Genomic DNA, 15,565 nt, shown 5'->3' on the forward strand with positions numbered 1-15,565 from the left:
CTTGCAAATTTGGGTACCAATCTGGTTATTAAAACGGAAATGTTTCTGATTCAGGTGCTTTGGAGAGTTGTAAGAACAATTCTGACCACACCTTTACGCCTACCTGAAATATTTTATCTGCTTTGTCTGCTGAAGATTTACGAGCGTCGCCTCCAGCTGAAGTTGGAAGATGTAAATGCCATGGTTTAACAAAGTGGACATGACAATCTTCTAATATGCTCAGTTTTGGATCAACCATAGGGTTGACACCTATTTTATCTTTTTTTACAAGGTTAGGTTTTAGAAACAACATATTGGAAGTCTCCCATTCTCCTGCGTGCGGGCTGTAATGTTCTATTAAGTTTTCTACGTCAGCATAGTATTGAGGAAGTCCAGGACCGAGAGGTAGAAGTCCTACAAAAAGCCCTTTTATTCCAGCAACATCTCTTTGGACGGCTTTTAAAACATCAATGTTACCACCGTGCCCGTTGGTAATAATTATTCTGTTAATATTTTCTCCCTTCAAAAAGAGTATCAAGTCTTTTACCATAGCCATAAACACTGGTACACTCATACGGCAAGCAAACGGTAATGCATAAAAATTATTGTTAAGAGAAATTTTTTGTACAGGTAAACATATAACTCTTGCGCCATTCTTGTTTGCCTGTCTGGTTGCTTCATAAGTTTTTGCTCCTACTGCAAAACTATCTGTTCCGTATGGTAGAGCAGGTCCGTGAGGTTCTGTTGAACCTATAGGTATAACTCCAACATTAGGGTTAAGTTCTTTAACATCTTCAGTTGTCATCTCTTCAAGAATACCTGAAAGGTTTAATTTACTCATATTAAAAAACCTCCTTTTTGTGTTGATAATCCTTGTTTTTACTTAAATTAATTATACCATATATGGGGTATATCGGCTAATTTGACAATAAACATCTTGAAGGCCTTTTTGTTTGACATAAACGGCTATTGTAGATATAATGAAGGTTACCTGTTTTATTTTAAGGAACAACCCAGGGGGAGAAAATGGTTGAAGCTAAAGTGAAATATATTAATTTTAAAACAAAAACGCTTCCAGAATATAAGATGCCGTATTGGGATATAGATTCTGGGAAAGAAGGTCCGTGTTTTTTGGTAACAGCGGCGATTCACGGTAACGAAGTTCAAGGTAGCGAAGCTATCAGAAGGTTCTGCCCTATTGCAGAAAAGAGTCTTCTTAAAGGACGGATTGTTCTGGTTCCTTTTGTTAACCCTCTTGCTTTATGGAATCGACGACCTCATATTGTATCTACTTTAGGTGAACCTTTTGGAGTATATGCAGGTAAACTGGAAAAAGATAACCTTAACCGTGCGTGGCCTGGCGACCCTGACGGTAACGAGAGTGACCAGGTCGCTTATATTTTCTTTAATGATTTTTTCAAAAAAATTGCTCCAACCCATTATGTTGACCTACACTGTTATAACAGGTTTATCGCTGCCTGTTCTATAGCAGAGAAAGGTAACCCTAAAAGTATAGAGTTTGCAAAACAATCTACTTTCCCGATATTTAGACTTTTTACATTTGGTTCCTTACTAAATACAGAAGATGTTCCTGAGGAACTGAAAAAAAGAGAACGGTTTTCGCTTATGCAATGGGTTAGTAAAAACGGTGGGGCTGCTTTTGCAGTCGAATTTTCTGGTCAATACACCCTTATAGAGAAAGAGGTTGAAAGAGGTGTAAGAATGTTGAGTAATAGCGCAAAATATATAGGTGTTTTTGAAGGACAACTTGAAGGTATGGATGAACTTGTGATTCATAAGGAAGAAGAGAATGTGGAGATGGTTGCCGTAAGGGTGCCACACCAGGGGTTGTTTATAGAAAACGGGTTGTCTATTGGCGATTATGTAAAAAAAGGTGATGTTTTGGGACATCTTTTTAATGATGCTACATTAAAGACCATACCTATTGAAGCGCCTATCTCTGGTTACCTATATTATTACGGTAGTGCCAGGAGGCGGTGTGATGTGGATTTAGCTTCAATGCATCCTTTTGTAGATAAAGATGGAAATATAGCAACAATCATAAGAGAAAAACCAAGTTCTGAACAAGAAGAAGCAGAGCAAAGGGAGGGTAAAAACAATGGTTAAAGCTAAGGTAAGGCACCTACCTGTTAAGATTAAAGATAGACCAGAATTTAATTTGGCGTACTGGGAAATAGATTCAGGCAACGAAGGTCCTTGTCTTCTTGTAACAGCGGCTCTGCACGGTAACGAGGTCCAAGGAAGCGAAGTTATAAGAAGGTTCTGCCCTATTGCAGAAAAAGAGATTGTTAAAGGTAAGATGGTTCTTGTTCCTTTTGCTAACCCTCTTGCTGTGTGGAATAGACGACCTCACATTGTATCTACCCTTGCTGAACCTAAAGGAAGGATGGTCGAGAGAGTTATCGGCGAGAAAAAGATGGTTGTTCCTGATAGAAGAGATAATTTGAACTGTACTTGGCCCGGTAATCCAGAAGGAAATGAATCTGAACAGATGTCTTATATTTTATTTAATGGGCTTGTTCAGCAGGCAACCCATAATATAGATTTACATTGTTGGAACAAGTTTTGGGCAACATCTGCTCTACCAATAAAGACAGAAGAGAGTTTAGAATTTGCAAAAGCAGGGGCTTACCCTTTTGTTATACCATCAGCGCCTCTACCTAAAGATTTTCAGGGTCCGTATACTCTTACCGGATGGTTCAATTCTCATGGGAGAGTTGCTTTTGCGGTTGAGTTTTCTGGTCAATATATTCTGTTTGAAAAAGAGATTAATATAGGGGTTAGGTCATTGGTGAATTGTTCAAAATATTTGAAAATGTTTAAGGGAGACCTGCAAGGGTTGGATGAAACACTTGTTGTTAAAGATGATTCTACCAAAGTGTTTAAAGTAACGGCTCCTATTGAAGGGCTATTTATAGAGACAGATTTGAAGATTAGAGATTTTGTTAAACAAGGTACTCTGCTTGGGTATCTGTTTAGCGATAAAAACCTTGAAACAATAGAGATAAAAGCTCCTGCTGATGGGTATCTTTACTCTTACGGAAGCCATAGGGCTTTATGTGATGTTGACCTTGCAGGGATGCATCCTTACTCTGATAAAGGGGACACTCTTGCAATAATCAAGAGTTAAGAAGAAGTGTTTGACATATATAGATATAAGAGTTAAAATATGTTTGTTGTAAATCTAAACTATATTATGAACAGAATAAATGTTTTTCTGGTTTCTACTATATTGGTTTTATTTAGTGGATGTGCTTGGTATAATAAGAAGGGTGTTTCCTCTGAAGTTTCAAAGATAGAAGAACAAGAGGTTGTTGTGCAACAACAAGTAGAAGGCAAAGATGTTATACCTCCTCCTGTATCTGAAAAAACTAATATTGATACAGTTAAAACAGAAGAAACGCCTCAAACAACTGAAGATATTAAAGCAAAATTTTTGTCGGGAGAATCTTTAGCAGGTTTTAATAAAAAAGATGTTTTAAAGTTATTCGGAGAACCGTATACCGTCTATTTATCTGATACAGATACAATGGAAATATGGTTCTATAAAGACTTTTATGTAGGGTTTAATGTTAAAGATATTGCTGTAAAAGTTTCTTCAGATAAAAGAGAATATAGGCAAATACTTCAACAATATATTGACAAGCAAGAGACTTAACGGGTAGAATTACTACTTCAAGACCGAAAATAATTTAGGGGCGGTAGTTCAGTGGCCTAGAATGCCAGACTGTCGATCTGGATGTCGCGGGTTCAAATCCCGTCCGCCCCGCTTATTCTTGGTTAAGGTTAGGTTGTCTTGCAGATTCATCAATCTGGTAAATAACCCACCTATGAAAATCTATAAGAGAAAATAAAAATGGAACAAAAATTTGATAATAAAGAAGAATATTGGCATAGTTCTGCTCATATTCTTGCTCAGGCTGTTAAAAGACTTTTTCCTGAAGTAAAACTTGGAACTGGTCCGGCTATAGAGAATGGTTTTTATTATGATTTTTTTAGAGAAACACCGTTTACTCCTGAAGACCTTTCAATGGTTGAGGCTGAAATGAAAAAAATCATTAAAGAGAACCATAAAATTGAGAAGTTCTCTCTATCAAGGGAAGAGTCTCAAAAATTGTTGGCACAGGAACCTTTTAAACTTGAGATACTTCAAGAGTTAAAAGATGAAGAGATTACTTTTTATAAGAACGGAGAATTTTCAGATTTATGTGAAGGTCCCCACCTTCTTTGTACGGGTGATATTAAGCATTTTAAACTGTTAAGTATAGCGGCTTCTTATTGGAGAGGTGACGAAAAAAGAGAAAATATGCAAAGAATTTATGGTATATCTTTTCCCAGTAAAAAGGAACTTGCTGAATACTTAACATTTTTAGAGGAAGCCAAAGCAAGAGACCATAGAGTGCTTGGACCAAAACTTGACTTATTTAGCATACATCCTGAATTTGGTTCAGGTTTAATTTTTTGGCATCCAAAAGGTAGTTTGATAAGAAAAATTATAGAAGATTTTTGGAAAGAGACTCATCTGAAGAGTGGTTATGAACTTGTTAACACTCCTCATATTGCTGATATTTCTCTTTGGCATAAGTCTGGACATACAGAATATTATAAAGAGAATATGTTTCCGCCGATGTTTTTTGAGTCGAGAGAAAAAGAATATCAGTTGAAACCAATGAACTGTCCGTTTCATATCTTGATATACAACAATAGGTTAAGAAGTTATAGAGAACTACCTATAAGATGGGCTGAACTTGGTACTGTGTATAGGTATGAGAAACAGGGTGTTTTGCACGGGCTTTTACGAGTGAGAGGGTTTACACAGGACGATGCGCACATCTTTTGTACTGAAGACCAGGTTGAAGAAGAGGTTAAAAAAGTAATAGAACTTACAGCATTTTTTCTTGGAAGGTTTGGGTTTAAAGATTATAAGGTGTTCTTATCTACCCGTCCGGAAAAATATGTGGGGACTTCTGAGAATTGGGACAAGGCAACATCTGCTCTTAGTAATGCGTTAAAGAGCCAGAATATAGATTTCGAAACAGACCCAGGTGAAGGTGTTTTTTATGGACCTAAGATAGATATAAAGATTAGGGACAGTTTGAATAGAGAATGGCAATGTACCACAATACAGGTAGATTTTAATAATCCTGAAAAGTTTAATGTTAAGTATATTGATAGGGAAGGTGATTTTAAAGTGCCAATTCTTATTCACAGAGCTATTTTTGGGTCTCTCGAAAGGTTTTTTGGAATATTGATAGAGCAGTATAAAGGTAATTTTCCTTTTTGGCTTGCACCTGAACAGATGAGAATTTTACCTATAGGCGATAGACATATAGAGTTTGCCAGAGAGGTAAAAGAGAAAATAGATAAGAAGTTTAGGGTGAATATTGATGAAAGGAATGAAAAAATCAATAAGAAGATAAGGGACGCTGAGGATGAAAAAATCCCTTATATGGCCATAGTCGGTGATAAAGAAATATCTACTGGACAGGTGGCTCTAAGGCAACACCAGAAGGGTATGTTAGGTAATTTTGATATTAAAGATTTAGAGAACCTTTTTAATGAAGAGCTCTTTAAATAGTTGTATATAGACAAAGATAAAATAAAATGTTATAATCATTAATGAAAAAGGAGAGAAACTATCGACAATCGAAACAGAGGTTTTAAAGGTGGAAGAAGCGTAAGGAATAGAATCAATTTTCAGATAAGGGTGCCTAATGTAAGATTAATAGGTGATGACGGAACCCAGTATGGTGTAGTAAATAAAAATGAAGCTTTACAGATGGCAAAAGATAAGGATTTGGACCTTGTAGAAATAGTTGCCACTTCTACCCCCCCTGTTTGTCGCATAATGGATTACAAGAAGTTTCTTTACGAACAGAAGAAGAAAGAGAAAGAAAGGAAGAAAAAACAGAAGATTTCTCAGATAAAAGAGATTAGGTTTACTCCAGAAACGAGTGAACACGATTATAAATTCAAAAAACAACATATAGAAGATTTTTTGAAAGCAGGATATAGAGTTAAAGTAACAATTTTCTACAAAGGTAGAGAAATATTGCACAAGGAAAGAGGTTACCAGATGCTTGAAAAACTTACAAAAGAACTAGCAACTTATGGGAAGATAGAACTTCGACCTAAATTGGAAGGTCCTCGATTGACGGTAACGTTTATTCCTGTTTGAGAGGGAAAAATGCCTAAATTAAAGACAAATAAAGCTATTAAAAAAAGATTTAAAATTACGGGAACAGGTAAAGTACTCCGTTACGGTTCTGGCGGGGCTCATCTGCTTTCCAAAAAGAGCTCAAAACGAAAAAGACGCGCTAAGCAAGCTTCAAGTGTAACAACAAAGGGTGAAGTTAAGATGGTGAAGAACCTTTTACCCTATAAATAAATTCAGGAGATATATAATGCCAAAAACAAGAAATGCGCCGGCTTCCAGACAGAGAAGAAAAAAAGTTCTGGAGAGAGCTAAGGGGTACCGCCAAGGGCGTTCTAAACTTTACAGGAAAGCAAGAGAGTTTGTTGAGAAAGGGATGACCTACGCTTATAGAGATAGAAGAAGTAAGAAGAGAGTTTTTAGAAAACTGTGGATAACAAGGATTTCTGCAGCCTGTAAACTGAACGATATTTCTTATAGTGTTTTTATGAACGCTCTCAAAAAAAATAATATTAACATCAATAGAAAAATGCTTGCGGATATAGCTTTTAACGAGCCGGGTAAATTCTCCGAACTTGTGGATAAGGTAAAAGGGGAACAAGGCTTGAATGAGAAAATTTAGAAACACTTTTTTTCTTTTAGTTATCGCATATATAGCTGTTCTAACAATTACTTTTTCTCGTGGCATACAGTTTAGCGTTAATCTCTATTTTTTTACTCTAACAACAGTATTATCTTCTATAATAGTTATTGAGATAATATATACATTTTATGTAACGGAAGATATTAGGCAATTTCAGAGAGAAAAAGAGAAGATGATGCTCAATATTCTTGATAATGAGCAAGAAACGATGCTTCTCTCTACCTTGACCGATATTATTGAAACTTTTAATGAAGATATAACTCTTGATGAAATTCTTAATACAGTGAGTGAATCGCTCTATAATATTTTTAAAAAAGAGACTATCGTTTTACAACTTTTAGGTAATAACTTTAAAAAAACTCTTAAAGGTAAAAACATAGATTTCTCGGAAGATATTCTTAGACAGGTTTCAGATAAAGCTTTCCCTATTTTAGTTAATAACACAAGGTCATTCGCTCAATATAGCGATTTAGTTAAACAAGGCGTAACCTCGTTTATTATCTCTCCTTTTCACCAAAAAAGAAATGTAATAGGAATTATAGGTATATTCTCTTTTGATAAGAAACAGTTTAGTATCAAAGAACTGAATCTTATGCGTAAAGTTTCAGCCCCTACTTCTTTGTTGATAGAGAACGCAATGCTGTTTGATAAAACAAAAATACTTTCCATAACCGATAGCCTTACCCTGCTTTACAATAGACGACATTTTGAACAAAAACTTGAAGAAGTTATTGAAAATTCTGAAAGAAGAAAAACAGAGGTTTCATTATGTATCGCTGACGTTGATTTTTTTAAACATTATAATGATGTGAACGGACACCAAGCAGGCGATTTTGCTTTGAAAAAGATTGCAGAAATCTTTAAAAGCGGGGTGAAAGGGTCAGATATTGTGGGGAGGTACGGCGGTGAGGAGTTTATAATTATTTTCCCTGATACAGACAAAGAGTCTGTAGTAAAGATTTGTGAAACAATGAGAAAGAAGATCAAGTCTTATGAATTTCCAAATGAACAGGCTCAACCTAACAAAGATTTGACTGTCAGTTTTGGTGTGGCAACCTACCCTGAAGACGCACAAACACCAGAAGAACTTATTAAAAAGGCAGATTTTGCTTTATATAGAGCAAAAGAAATGGGTAAAGATATGGTGGTCACTTAAAAAATTCTTCTTGAAGTTCCTTCCAGATGGTTTCAATAGAAACATTTTTCTTATCTTCAGTTCTTTTCTTGAATTTTTTTAGTTGTTCTTCGAATTCTGTCTGTATATTTGAAATTAATTTTGCTGTATCAGTTGTTTTAGTTTTTGAGTATTCAGTTATAGATTTTTTTAAAAAATCTTCCTGAAGTGTAATAAATTCTTCTAATTTTTCATTTAATGAGTTTGTAATAACTGAAGCTTTATTTTTTCCTTCTTGGATAATTTTTTCTGCCTGCTCTTCTACTTCTTTAATTATTTTGATCTGTTCTTTAAGCATCTTCTTCTCCTTCTTTTCGTATACAGTATGTTGTAGTTAGTATTATGAACTTACCCCGAATGCTTTCCGAGGGTATTAGGGATAAATCCAGAATGACATAAAAGGGGCAACCTCATCCCATTAACCTCTCTCAAACCCGTAAAAGCAGATTACACGCCCTGGACGGTGTTCGCTGCGGGCTCACCAATAATAATGGTTTTATATATTGTACCAGCCGATTGAATGTTTTGAAACAGTTTTTTATTTTGACTGACCTTTTTTATAAATATCCCTATATACCTCTTTATCTCTAACAACACAGCCGGTTTTACCGCCATCTCTCATAATTTGTGAGCAACAAGAACAAGCAATACATAATTGGTTACGTGTAAGTTGTTTATCTTTTAAAAATTCATTTGGAAGGTTGGGGTAAGCAAAAGCTAGTCTACCCAAACCGAAAGCGCCAACTTTTGCATCTTTTTTCATTTTTGCACCAACAAGGACAGAATATTGACGTAACCAAGAGAAACCTGTGTTGATTATAAAAAGGGAGGGAAATTTCTCTGAGAGTTGGTATGTTAAATCAATGATTCTGGAGATAGATATCAAAGGGTGCTCAGCCGGAATGTAACCACCTTTGACAGGAACATCGTAAGGTCTGCTTATATGAGGATTATAATACGGGTTGCCAGCAGTAAGATTTAACATATTAACCCCTAAATTTTGCAATTGTTCTACTAAGGCGATGGGTTCTGTCATATCGGGTAACAAAGTGTTGTCTTGTTTCATTCCCCAACCGTAAGGGTAGGGTGTGCCATCATAAAAACTTAACCTTGTGGTTACGTCAATGGAACAGATATGTTTTTTTATTTCTTGAATCGTCTCTCTTAAAAACCTTGTTCTATTTTCAAAAGAACCTCCATACCTACTATTTTCTCTTGTATATGCTGATAAAAGTTCATATAAGAGGTATCCGTGACAAGATTTTATGTCTATTGCGTCAACCCCACATTCTTGTGCCATTTGAGATGCTACAACAAATTTCTCTTTCAATTTATCCAGTTGGTTATCGGTAATAATTCTTGTAACACTATTTTCTTGATGTTTTAAAACAGGCGAGCGGTAAGCTATAATTGGAGTAGAAACGCCTAACGGTTTACAATACCTTCCCGAATGAGTAAGTTGAAGGACTAAATAAGGTTTATGATTTTCTCCTTTATGGTTTAAGGCGTTCTCTTTAATAATCTCTATAAGGTTTTTAAATTTTGGTAGAGAATCTTCGTTTATCCAAAATTGGCGTGGGTTAGCTCTACCTTCAGAGGTTACGGCTGTTGCTTCTATCCAGATGATACCAGCACCTCCTGCTGCAAAACGTTTATACCGCCTTATTGAGAGTTCCCCTGGACTTCCATTTTTTTCTCCATCGCAACCTTCCATAGGCTGAATACAGAAAGAGTTTGGTACATCTCTTTTGTTAAAAAAAGATTTTTGAGCAAGTATTTTAGCGCTCTCCTCAAAAGTTTCTTCAATAGGAATATTGACTTTTAAGGAAGCAATTTCTCTTTTTAACTCTTTTAAATTAGGGTAATTAAAAGTTTTAAACGTTTTATCGGTATTTTTGCAAGGCATTAAGGTCTCCTGTGCCCATTTTATTGTAAAATTTGAGTTTGTTTTTTATAGTGGGTTATACCGCTTTATTGTAACCAATAACCAGTTTTTAATCAAATCCTGTGTAGGATGGTTGGATATACAGGTATATTATAGTATAATATATAGATGGATATAAAAATTGAAAAGGTTGTTGTTGGAGAAATAGAGGCTAACTGTTATATTGTTACCTGTAAAAAGACCGGCCAACTTCTTGTGATAGACCCTGGTGATGATTATGAACAAATATCAAGAGTTCTTGCTGGTAGAAAACCAGAGTTTGTGCTTAATACTCATGGACATATAGACCATATAAAAGAGGATGCACGGTTTGGGGTGGATGTATATATACATTCAAAAGATAAATCTTGTCTTATCGATCCAGAAAAAAATCTTTCATCTTTTTTAGGAACGCCTATAAGCATTGATGCCAATATAATAACTTTTGAAGATAACGAGGTAATTAAACTTGGAGAACTCGCTCTTAAGGTTGTCCATACACCTGGTCATACACCAGGTAGCGTATGTTTTAAAGTGGGCAACATTCTTTTTTCTGGAGATACATTGTTTTGTGGTGGCTATGGTAGAACCGACCTGCCTGGCGGCTCTGAAAGCCAACTGTTTGTTTCTATTAAAGATGTGTTGTTTGCCCTGCCTGTAAACACTATAGTTTACCCAGGACACGGCCCAGAAACAAGCATTGCAACCGAACAGGCATACTGGAGCAACCCTTAATTTTTTACAACAATATTAAAATGGAATATATAAAGTTTCTTGGTACTGCTGGAGCTCGGTTTGTAATGATACGCCAACTGAGAGCGTCAGGAGGAATGTGGTTTTCTGTCTGCAATACAAATTTTATTGTTGACCCTGGACCAGGGTGTCTTGTAAATATTGTTAAAAGTAGACCGAAACTTGACCCTGCAAAACTCGATTTTATATTTCTTTCTCATAAACATCTTGACCATTCGTGTGATATAAATCTTATGATTGAAGCAATGAGTAATGGTGGATATAATAAGAGAGGCGTTGTTTTGGCTCCAGAAGACGCTTTAACTGTTGACCCAGTTATTTTTAAATATATTTTGAATTACCTTGAAAGAATAGAAACAATTGTTGCAGGTAACACCTACAAAATAGATAATATTAGATTGGAAATCCCTATCAAACTACGTCATAGTGTAGAGACTTATGGATTTAAGATGAAATGTCAAGGGTTACCTGTTATCTCGTACCTACCTGATACAGGTTTTTTTGAAGAACTTATTGAAGCGTACGCTGGTAGCGATATTCTTATAATCAATACTGTAATGTATGAAAGAAGATGTGGGGTGTCCCATTTGTCTCTCCCTGAAACTGAAGAGATAATTAAAGGTGTTAAACCCAAGAAAGCAATTTTGACACATTTTGGTATGCAGATGTTGCAAAACAAGATATGGCAGAAGGGTGCTGAAATCTCTGAAAGAACAGGGACTGAAGTTATTATTGCAGATGATGGTATGAGTATTGACCTTAAAGATATATAAAATAAAATATTTTCAGGGTGTGCTTTTTTAAAGTTTCTCAACAAAACACACCCCGAAAAAGTGTTACCGTTTTAACCTGACAAAAGTGTTATCCTTTAAGAATTTTGCGAAGGTTCGCTAATATCATTTCTTTGGCATTATTCCCATACTCGAGCGAAGCGTTTTTTGCTTCTAAACTATACCAGTTTTTCTCAGAAAACTTGCTCATATCTACCCCTTCAGGGCAGAAAGCAAACATAAGAGAAGTCTCCTGAATACCTGCATGGTCTACAGGGAATTTTTTCTGGGTTTCTGAGTCCATAAAAGGATGCACTTTTATCCAGTTAAAAGGATCTGAACCAGCATCGTGCATCTTGTAATAATCTTTCATTTCTTCATTGCCCCACCATCCTTCGCCTTTTTCTTTCTCAAGGTGTTCAAAAATTACTTCTCTTGCGCCCAACCTAAAAGCTAAATCTGTTGGCATGCCAGCAAAAAAGTTTTCACTCTGATGATGAATAAAGATATGTATATTTCTGAACCCTACCCTGAGCATACTTTTAAAAATATCTTTTGCAAGGAAATATAATGTTTGGCTAGATACTTGTATGGTTCCTTTGTTTTCTGGTCCTTCTACAGCGTAACTTGCTGCACCATAATAGAAGGACGGGAAGAGAACCAAAGGTATTTCGTTTTCAAGTATTCTGAAAGCCTCTTCTACCACAATTGTATCTACGCCAAATACAGAATGTTCCGAATGATACTCAAGAACTCCTACTGGCAGTACAACAGGGTAATTGTTTTTAATTGCCTGTTGTAACTGGTCAGGGAACATCTTTTCATATCTCATTATACCTCCAGTTCTATTATCTCATTCATAGTGCTTGAGAGAGGGATGGTTTCTGTTTTGCCTATAAGTACACCGTTTTCCCATCTTAAACCGTAATCTTCGCAATATAGGAAAGTATCTACCTGGAAAGTCATATTTTCTTCAAGCAGATATTCAGAACGAGATTCCATCCAGGGTTTTTCTACTTCAAGCATACCAAGTCCGTGACAAGGTCCATACAGGATGTTTTTGGTTACTCCCAATTTTTCGCCGTACTCGTAGAATTTTCTTACAACTTCTTTAGCTTTTATTCCTGGTTTTATCCATTCTATAGTTTTTAAATGCATATCCAACCCTGCCTGTACAAGTTTTTTTGCATCAGGAGTCATTGGTCCAATAGATACTGGTCTACCAACGCTTGATGAGTACCCTGCAACTCTGGCTCCAACATTAAGTTGTATAAGGTTGTTCGTACCAAGTTTTGCATATCCAGGTCTACCTATAGCGTGGTTTGAGTTCTTTCCAGCAAGAACGTACTGAGGATGCCCTTCATATTCTGCTCCTTCTGCGTAAAGTTCTTTCTGAATAAGCCCGACAACCTGCAATTCTGTCATTTCAGGTCTCATTTGAGGAAGAGTCCTTTCAAAAGCCACCTCAGAGATTCTGAAAGCTTCTTTAAGTATTTCTATCTCTACCTCACTCTTTATCATTCTTAAGTTGACCAGAATGTCGCCACTATTGGTTATTGTAGCGTTGGGTGCTGCTGCTTTGATGCTCTCGTATACGGGTAAGGGGAAAATCTGATACCCTGCTAAACCTATCTTCTGAGGGATACCTCCACATACTTCCTGAAAAACCTGTGGGAAGGTATCAACTTCTATATCTGGATATTCTGGTTCTGCACTTTCTCTATACTCTATCATCTTGTATATCTTTTTAATTTTGCTCTTATCTTCTGCATAAGTTCCGCTTTCAGGACCAATTAGAAGAACTGGTGCTCCTGTTTTAGGAATAACTACCCCAGCACACTCAAATAAAGGCCAATAGTTAGAAAGGTATCTGACATGGGTAAAATCTGCTTCATTGGAATGTGCAATTAGTACATCCAGACCCGCTTTATTTACTCCTTCTTGTACAGCTTTCCACCGTTGTTCAAACTCTATATCAGGCACTTGAAACACTTTATTCATTACTACCTCCTTATTGTTGAGGAGAGGGTTTTAATATAAAACCTCTCCAAAATGAAAAGGTTAATCTTTCTTTCATTCAAAAATAGTTAAACTATACCCTTCTACTTCAGGTATCTTTATCCAAATATAGTCTTGGTCATCCTTAAAATCTATTGGCTTACGTGAAGGTGCTAAATATACTTGTTTTATATCTTTTCCGTCTTTACGCAAACCAAGTGTTAAGTTTTTTAAACATATAGGTTCTTCTATCATCTGAGTTGTTTCTCCACGTTTTTCTGGTAGATAAGACAATATATGTACTGCTTGGAATTTATCTTTTTTTGTTGCTGTAACTTGGGCGAATGAAGGGAGATTTTTTACTTTAATTAAAGGTTTAGGTAAGACCATCTTTATACAGTTGTCGAGCAGTTGTTTGTAAGCCACCACAGCGTGGTTGTTGTATGCAAAAAATATAGGAAAACTAAAATGGAATATATTGCCACATCTAACAAGAGCTGGTCTTTTGGTATCTTTTTCTGGGGGAGTGTATCTATGCCAGTGTTTCATATCCCAAGAATCAACATTAAAATAAGGTTGGAACAATTTACAGAGAACCTCTGCACCTTTTTCTGCTTTTATAGCAACCCCTTTATCATATATTGTAATCAACATATCAGGTAGCCCGTGAGAAATTTTCTTTTCGGCCTTAAAGAAAGAAGGGTTATGTTCTTCTTCACCAAGGTAAGAGAGTTTATATTCTTCGAGAGCAAATTTTTCTCTGTTTTCATCTAACCCTCCTGAACCTGCGCTAATAATATAACCTCCTTGAGATAAATACTCCTTCAATTTTTTCTTTAAACTTTTATTGATTAGCACATCTTCAGGTATAAAAATAATCTTATATTTTGAAGAGATTTTTGTCTCGTTATCAATAATATCAAACTGGTATTTTAATTCCATCAACATTCTTGTTGCTCCTGCAATTGATTTACGAGCATTAAAAGATAAGAATGCAGGGAATTGTTCTGCCTCAGGTAATAGGATTGCCATCTCAGAGGTAGGAGTAGCCCCGTATGTCCACGGTTCCAGTTCTTCTATTTTGGAATATACGTTACCTATAACCCGATATACTTCTGGGTCAAGTCTTCCTCTCGGGTGCATATGGTCGCCAATAGAACAGGTACCGCCGTTGGCTATAGCGTTATAACAGTCAAAAAGAAGAGACTCTTCTGGTCTTAACCCTCCAAAATCTCCCCAAGATTTATGGAACCTGCCTGTCATTTTAATAAAAGGTTTATTGAGGGTTCTGGCATACCTGCCTGCCCAAGGGAAATAGTCGTAACCCCAGGCAGGTGGCAGAACTTCTATCTCTGTGTGGGTGGGTTGACTGGAGTAAGGTAGCCCGTTAAAACAGAAGAATATGTCGCCCCTCTTTTTCTTTGCTAAAGATACAACTTCTTCTTGAAATTTCATAGTTTGCATAAAAGTATAGTCTGTTACTTGTGTTTCATCTGATATATCCATCCCCAGTTTTTCCATACTTTCAAGGCATTCTACACCATAACACGGAGCCTTTGAAAAACAGTCCAGAAACAGTCCGTCTACGGGGTATTTAGTTAAAACCTCTTCTATCATTGAAAGAAGGTGTTGCCTGTATCCGGAATTAAGGCACATTCTCCTGAAAAAAGAACCGCCCAACTTTATATCATAAACTAAACCATCTTTGCTTACCTGGCACCATTCTCTATGCAATAAAGCGTGCTGATGGTCAAGCCCGGCGTTTATATAGGCAGCAACCTTAATACCTTCTTTATGGCAAGCTTTCACCATACCACCTAACATATCTTTTGTCTGCATACCTGGGTGAATAATACCAACTTTTGTGGGGTAATAAGTAAAACCAAGATTACAACGAGCAAAAACAGTTATATAATCAATATGTGCATTTTTGAGGGTTGTAGCAAATTCTTTTGGGTCAAATTCTGCTCCTACATCATATATTTTAGGCATTGTGTGGAAATCAAGATGGATAGCTCTTTTAACAAAGTTTTTCATAATTCTCCCTATATTATAAGTGTAGAATTGTTTTATAACATTGTATTATATTGGTAGTTAAATTGCAAATAAAAAGGATAACGAGCCCTTACAAAAATAAGGTGTAACTAAA

Annotated in this window: 16 protein-coding genes and 1 tRNA gene; 11 read left to right on the forward strand and 6 right to left on the reverse strand. The window is 36.1% G+C overall.

What is annotated here, in order from left to right:
• Positions 1-28 precede the first annotated feature (28 nt).
• Positions 29-820, reverse strand: coding sequence for a creatininase family protein (locus tag M0P98_00485; GenBank protein ID MCK9265359.1), 792 nt, complete (start codon positions 818-820; stop codon positions 29-31).
• A 185-nt stretch (positions 821-1,005) separates the two neighbouring features.
• Between M0P98_00485 and M0P98_00490 the strand changes: the two genes are divergently transcribed.
• The 9 genes from M0P98_00490 to M0P98_00530 all read left to right on the forward strand — a co-directional run bounded on the left by M0P98_00490 (position 1,006) and on the right by M0P98_00530 (position 7,953).
• On the forward strand, positions 1,006-2,106 hold the full coding sequence (locus M0P98_00490) for a succinylglutamate desuccinylase/aspartoacylase family protein (protein MCK9265360.1): 1,101 nt from the start codon (positions 1,006-1,008) through the stop codon (positions 2,104-2,106).
• Entirely contained in the window at positions 2,099-3,130 is a 1,032-nt protein-coding gene (locus M0P98_00495; protein ID MCK9265361.1) for a succinylglutamate desuccinylase/aspartoacylase family protein, read from the forward strand. Before M0P98_00490 ends, M0P98_00495 begins: the two co-directional genes overlap by 8 nt.
• 39 nt (positions 3,131-3,169) lie before the next feature.
• The gene (locus M0P98_00500) at positions 3,170-3,658 is read left to right on the forward strand and encodes a hypothetical protein (GenBank protein ID MCK9265362.1); all 489 of its coding nucleotides are present in this window, start codon (positions 3,170-3,172) and stop codon (positions 3,656-3,658) included.
• Positions 3,659-3,695: 37 nt separating this feature from the next.
• Positions 3,696-3,769 (forward strand) — tRNA-Asp (locus tag M0P98_00505).
• A gap of 87 nt (positions 3,770-3,856) precedes the next feature.
• A complete protein-coding gene (gene thrS / locus M0P98_00510) occupies positions 3,857-5,578 on the forward strand; it encodes a threonine--tRNA ligase (GenBank protein ID MCK9265363.1) in 1,722 nt (573 codons plus the stop codon).
• Positions 5,579-5,707: 129 nt separating this feature from the next.
• Positions 5,708-6,178, forward strand: a complete 471-nt coding sequence (infC, locus tag M0P98_00515) for a translation initiation factor IF-3 (GenBank protein ID MCK9265364.1) — start codon at positions 5,708-5,710, stop codon at positions 6,176-6,178.
• A 9-nt stretch (positions 6,179-6,187) separates the two neighbouring features.
• Positions 6,188-6,388, forward strand: a complete 201-nt coding sequence (gene rpmI, locus M0P98_00520) for a 50S ribosomal protein L35 (protein MCK9265365.1) — start codon at positions 6,188-6,190, stop codon at positions 6,386-6,388.
• A gap of 16 nt (positions 6,389-6,404) precedes the next feature.
• Complete coding sequence (rplT, locus tag M0P98_00525; protein MCK9265366.1) at positions 6,405-6,776, forward strand: 50S ribosomal protein L20; 372 nt, start codon at positions 6,405-6,407, stop codon at positions 6,774-6,776.
• Positions 6,763-7,953, forward strand: coding sequence for a GGDEF domain-containing protein (locus tag M0P98_00530; protein MCK9265367.1), 1,191 nt, complete (start codon positions 6,763-6,765; stop codon positions 7,951-7,953). Before rplT ends, M0P98_00530 begins: the two co-directional genes overlap by 14 nt.
• On the opposite strand, the gene M0P98_00535 is transcribed toward M0P98_00530, so the two are convergent.
• Both M0P98_00535 and M0P98_00540 read right to left on the reverse strand, forming a co-directional pair.
• Positions 7,946-8,269 (reverse strand): hypothetical protein, encoded by a 324-nt coding sequence (locus M0P98_00535; protein ID MCK9265368.1) that lies wholly within the window; start codon positions 8,267-8,269, stop codon positions 7,946-7,948. The two genes, M0P98_00530 and M0P98_00535, sit on opposite strands and share 8 nt — an antisense overlap.
• 240 nt (positions 8,270-8,509) lie before the next feature.
• Positions 8,510-9,877: a flavin oxidoreductase/NADH oxidase gene (locus M0P98_00540; protein ID MCK9265369.1), complete on the reverse strand. Its 1,368-nt coding sequence runs from the start codon at positions 9,875-9,877 to the stop codon at positions 8,510-8,512.
• Between the two features lie 147 nt (positions 9,878-10,024).
• Between M0P98_00540 and M0P98_00545 the strand changes: the two genes are divergently transcribed.
• Positions 10,025-10,630 (forward strand): MBL fold metallo-hydrolase, encoded by a 606-nt coding sequence (locus tag M0P98_00545; GenBank protein ID MCK9265370.1) that lies wholly within the window; start codon positions 10,025-10,027, stop codon positions 10,628-10,630.
• A gap of 20 nt (positions 10,631-10,650) precedes the next feature.
• On the forward strand, positions 10,651-11,421 hold the full coding sequence (locus M0P98_00550; protein MCK9265371.1) for an MBL fold metallo-hydrolase: 771 nt from the start codon (positions 10,651-10,653) through the stop codon (positions 11,419-11,421).
• An 88-nt stretch (positions 11,422-11,509) separates the two neighbouring features.
• Here the strand turns inward: M0P98_00550 and M0P98_00555 are convergent, their stop codons facing one another.
• The 3 genes from M0P98_00555 to M0P98_00565 all read right to left on the reverse strand — a co-directional run bounded on the left by M0P98_00555 (position 11,510) and on the right by M0P98_00565 (position 15,453).
• A complete protein-coding gene (locus M0P98_00555) occupies positions 11,510-12,250 on the reverse strand; it encodes a creatininase family protein (protein MCK9265372.1) in 741 nt (246 codons plus the stop codon).
• Entirely contained in the window at positions 12,250-13,419 is a 1,170-nt protein-coding gene (locus M0P98_00560) for a Xaa-Pro peptidase family protein (protein MCK9265373.1), read from the reverse strand. The genes M0P98_00555 and M0P98_00560 overlap by 1 nt, the downstream gene beginning before the upstream one ends.
• Before the next feature lie 72 nt (positions 13,420-13,491).
• Positions 13,492-15,453, reverse strand: coding sequence for an alpha-L-fucosidase (locus tag M0P98_00565; GenBank protein MCK9265374.1), 1,962 nt, complete (start codon positions 15,451-15,453; stop codon positions 13,492-13,494).
• Between the last annotated feature and the right edge of the window lie 112 nt (positions 15,454-15,565).

The sequence above is a fragment of the bacterium genome (genome assembly GCA_023230585.1).
Taxonomy (GTDB): Bacteria; Ratteibacteria; UBA8468; order B48-G9; family JAFGKM01; genus JALNXB01.

Bases quoted from the DNA above. Each gene is read 5' to 3' on its own strand.
- rpmI (MCK9265365.1), top strand. From the start codon at position 6,188: ATGCCTAAATTAAAGACAAATAAAGCTATTAAAAAAAGATTTAAAATT.
- M0P98_00535 (MCK9265368.1), bottom strand. From the start codon at position 8,269: ATGCTTAAAGAACAGATCAAAATAATTAAAGAAGTAGAAGAGCAGGCA.
- M0P98_00500 (MCK9265362.1), top strand. From the start codon at position 3,170: ATGTTTGTTGTAAATCTAAACTATATTATGAACAGAATAAATGTTTTT.
- M0P98_00565 (MCK9265374.1), bottom strand. From the start codon at position 15,453: ATGAAAAACTTTGTTAAAAGAGCTATCCATCTTGATTTCCACACAATG.
- M0P98_00530 (MCK9265367.1), top strand. From the start codon at position 6,763: ATGAGAAAATTTAGAAACACTTTTTTTCTTTTAGTTATCGCATATATA.
- M0P98_00560 (MCK9265373.1), bottom strand. From the start codon at position 13,419: ATGAATAAAGTGTTTCAAGTGCCTGATATAGAGTTTGAACAACGGTGG.
- M0P98_00545 (MCK9265370.1), top strand. From the start codon at position 10,025: ATGGATATAAAAATTGAAAAGGTTGTTGTTGGAGAAATAGAGGCTAAC.
- M0P98_00555 (MCK9265372.1), bottom strand. From the start codon at position 12,250: ATGAGATATGAAAAGATGTTCCCTGACCAGTTACAACAGGCAATTAAA.
- M0P98_00485 (MCK9265359.1), bottom strand. From the start codon at position 820: ATGAGTAAATTAAACCTTTCAGGTATTCTTGAAGAGATGACAACTGAA.
- M0P98_00495 (MCK9265361.1), top strand. From the start codon at position 2,099: ATGGTTAAAGCTAAGGTAAGGCACCTACCTGTTAAGATTAAAGATAGA.
- M0P98_00490 (MCK9265360.1), top strand. From the start codon at position 1,006: ATGGTTGAAGCTAAAGTGAAATATATTAATTTTAAAACAAAAACGCTT.
- rplT (MCK9265366.1), top strand. From the start codon at position 6,405: ATGCCAAAAACAAGAAATGCGCCGGCTTCCAGACAGAGAAGAAAAAAA.
- thrS (MCK9265363.1), top strand. From the start codon at position 3,857: ATGGAACAAAAATTTGATAATAAAGAAGAATATTGGCATAGTTCTGCT.
- M0P98_00550 (MCK9265371.1), top strand. From the start codon at position 10,651: ATGGAATATATAAAGTTTCTTGGTACTGCTGGAGCTCGGTTTGTAATG.
- M0P98_00540 (MCK9265369.1), bottom strand. From the start codon at position 9,877: ATGCCTTGCAAAAATACCGATAAAACGTTTAAAACTTTTAATTACCCT.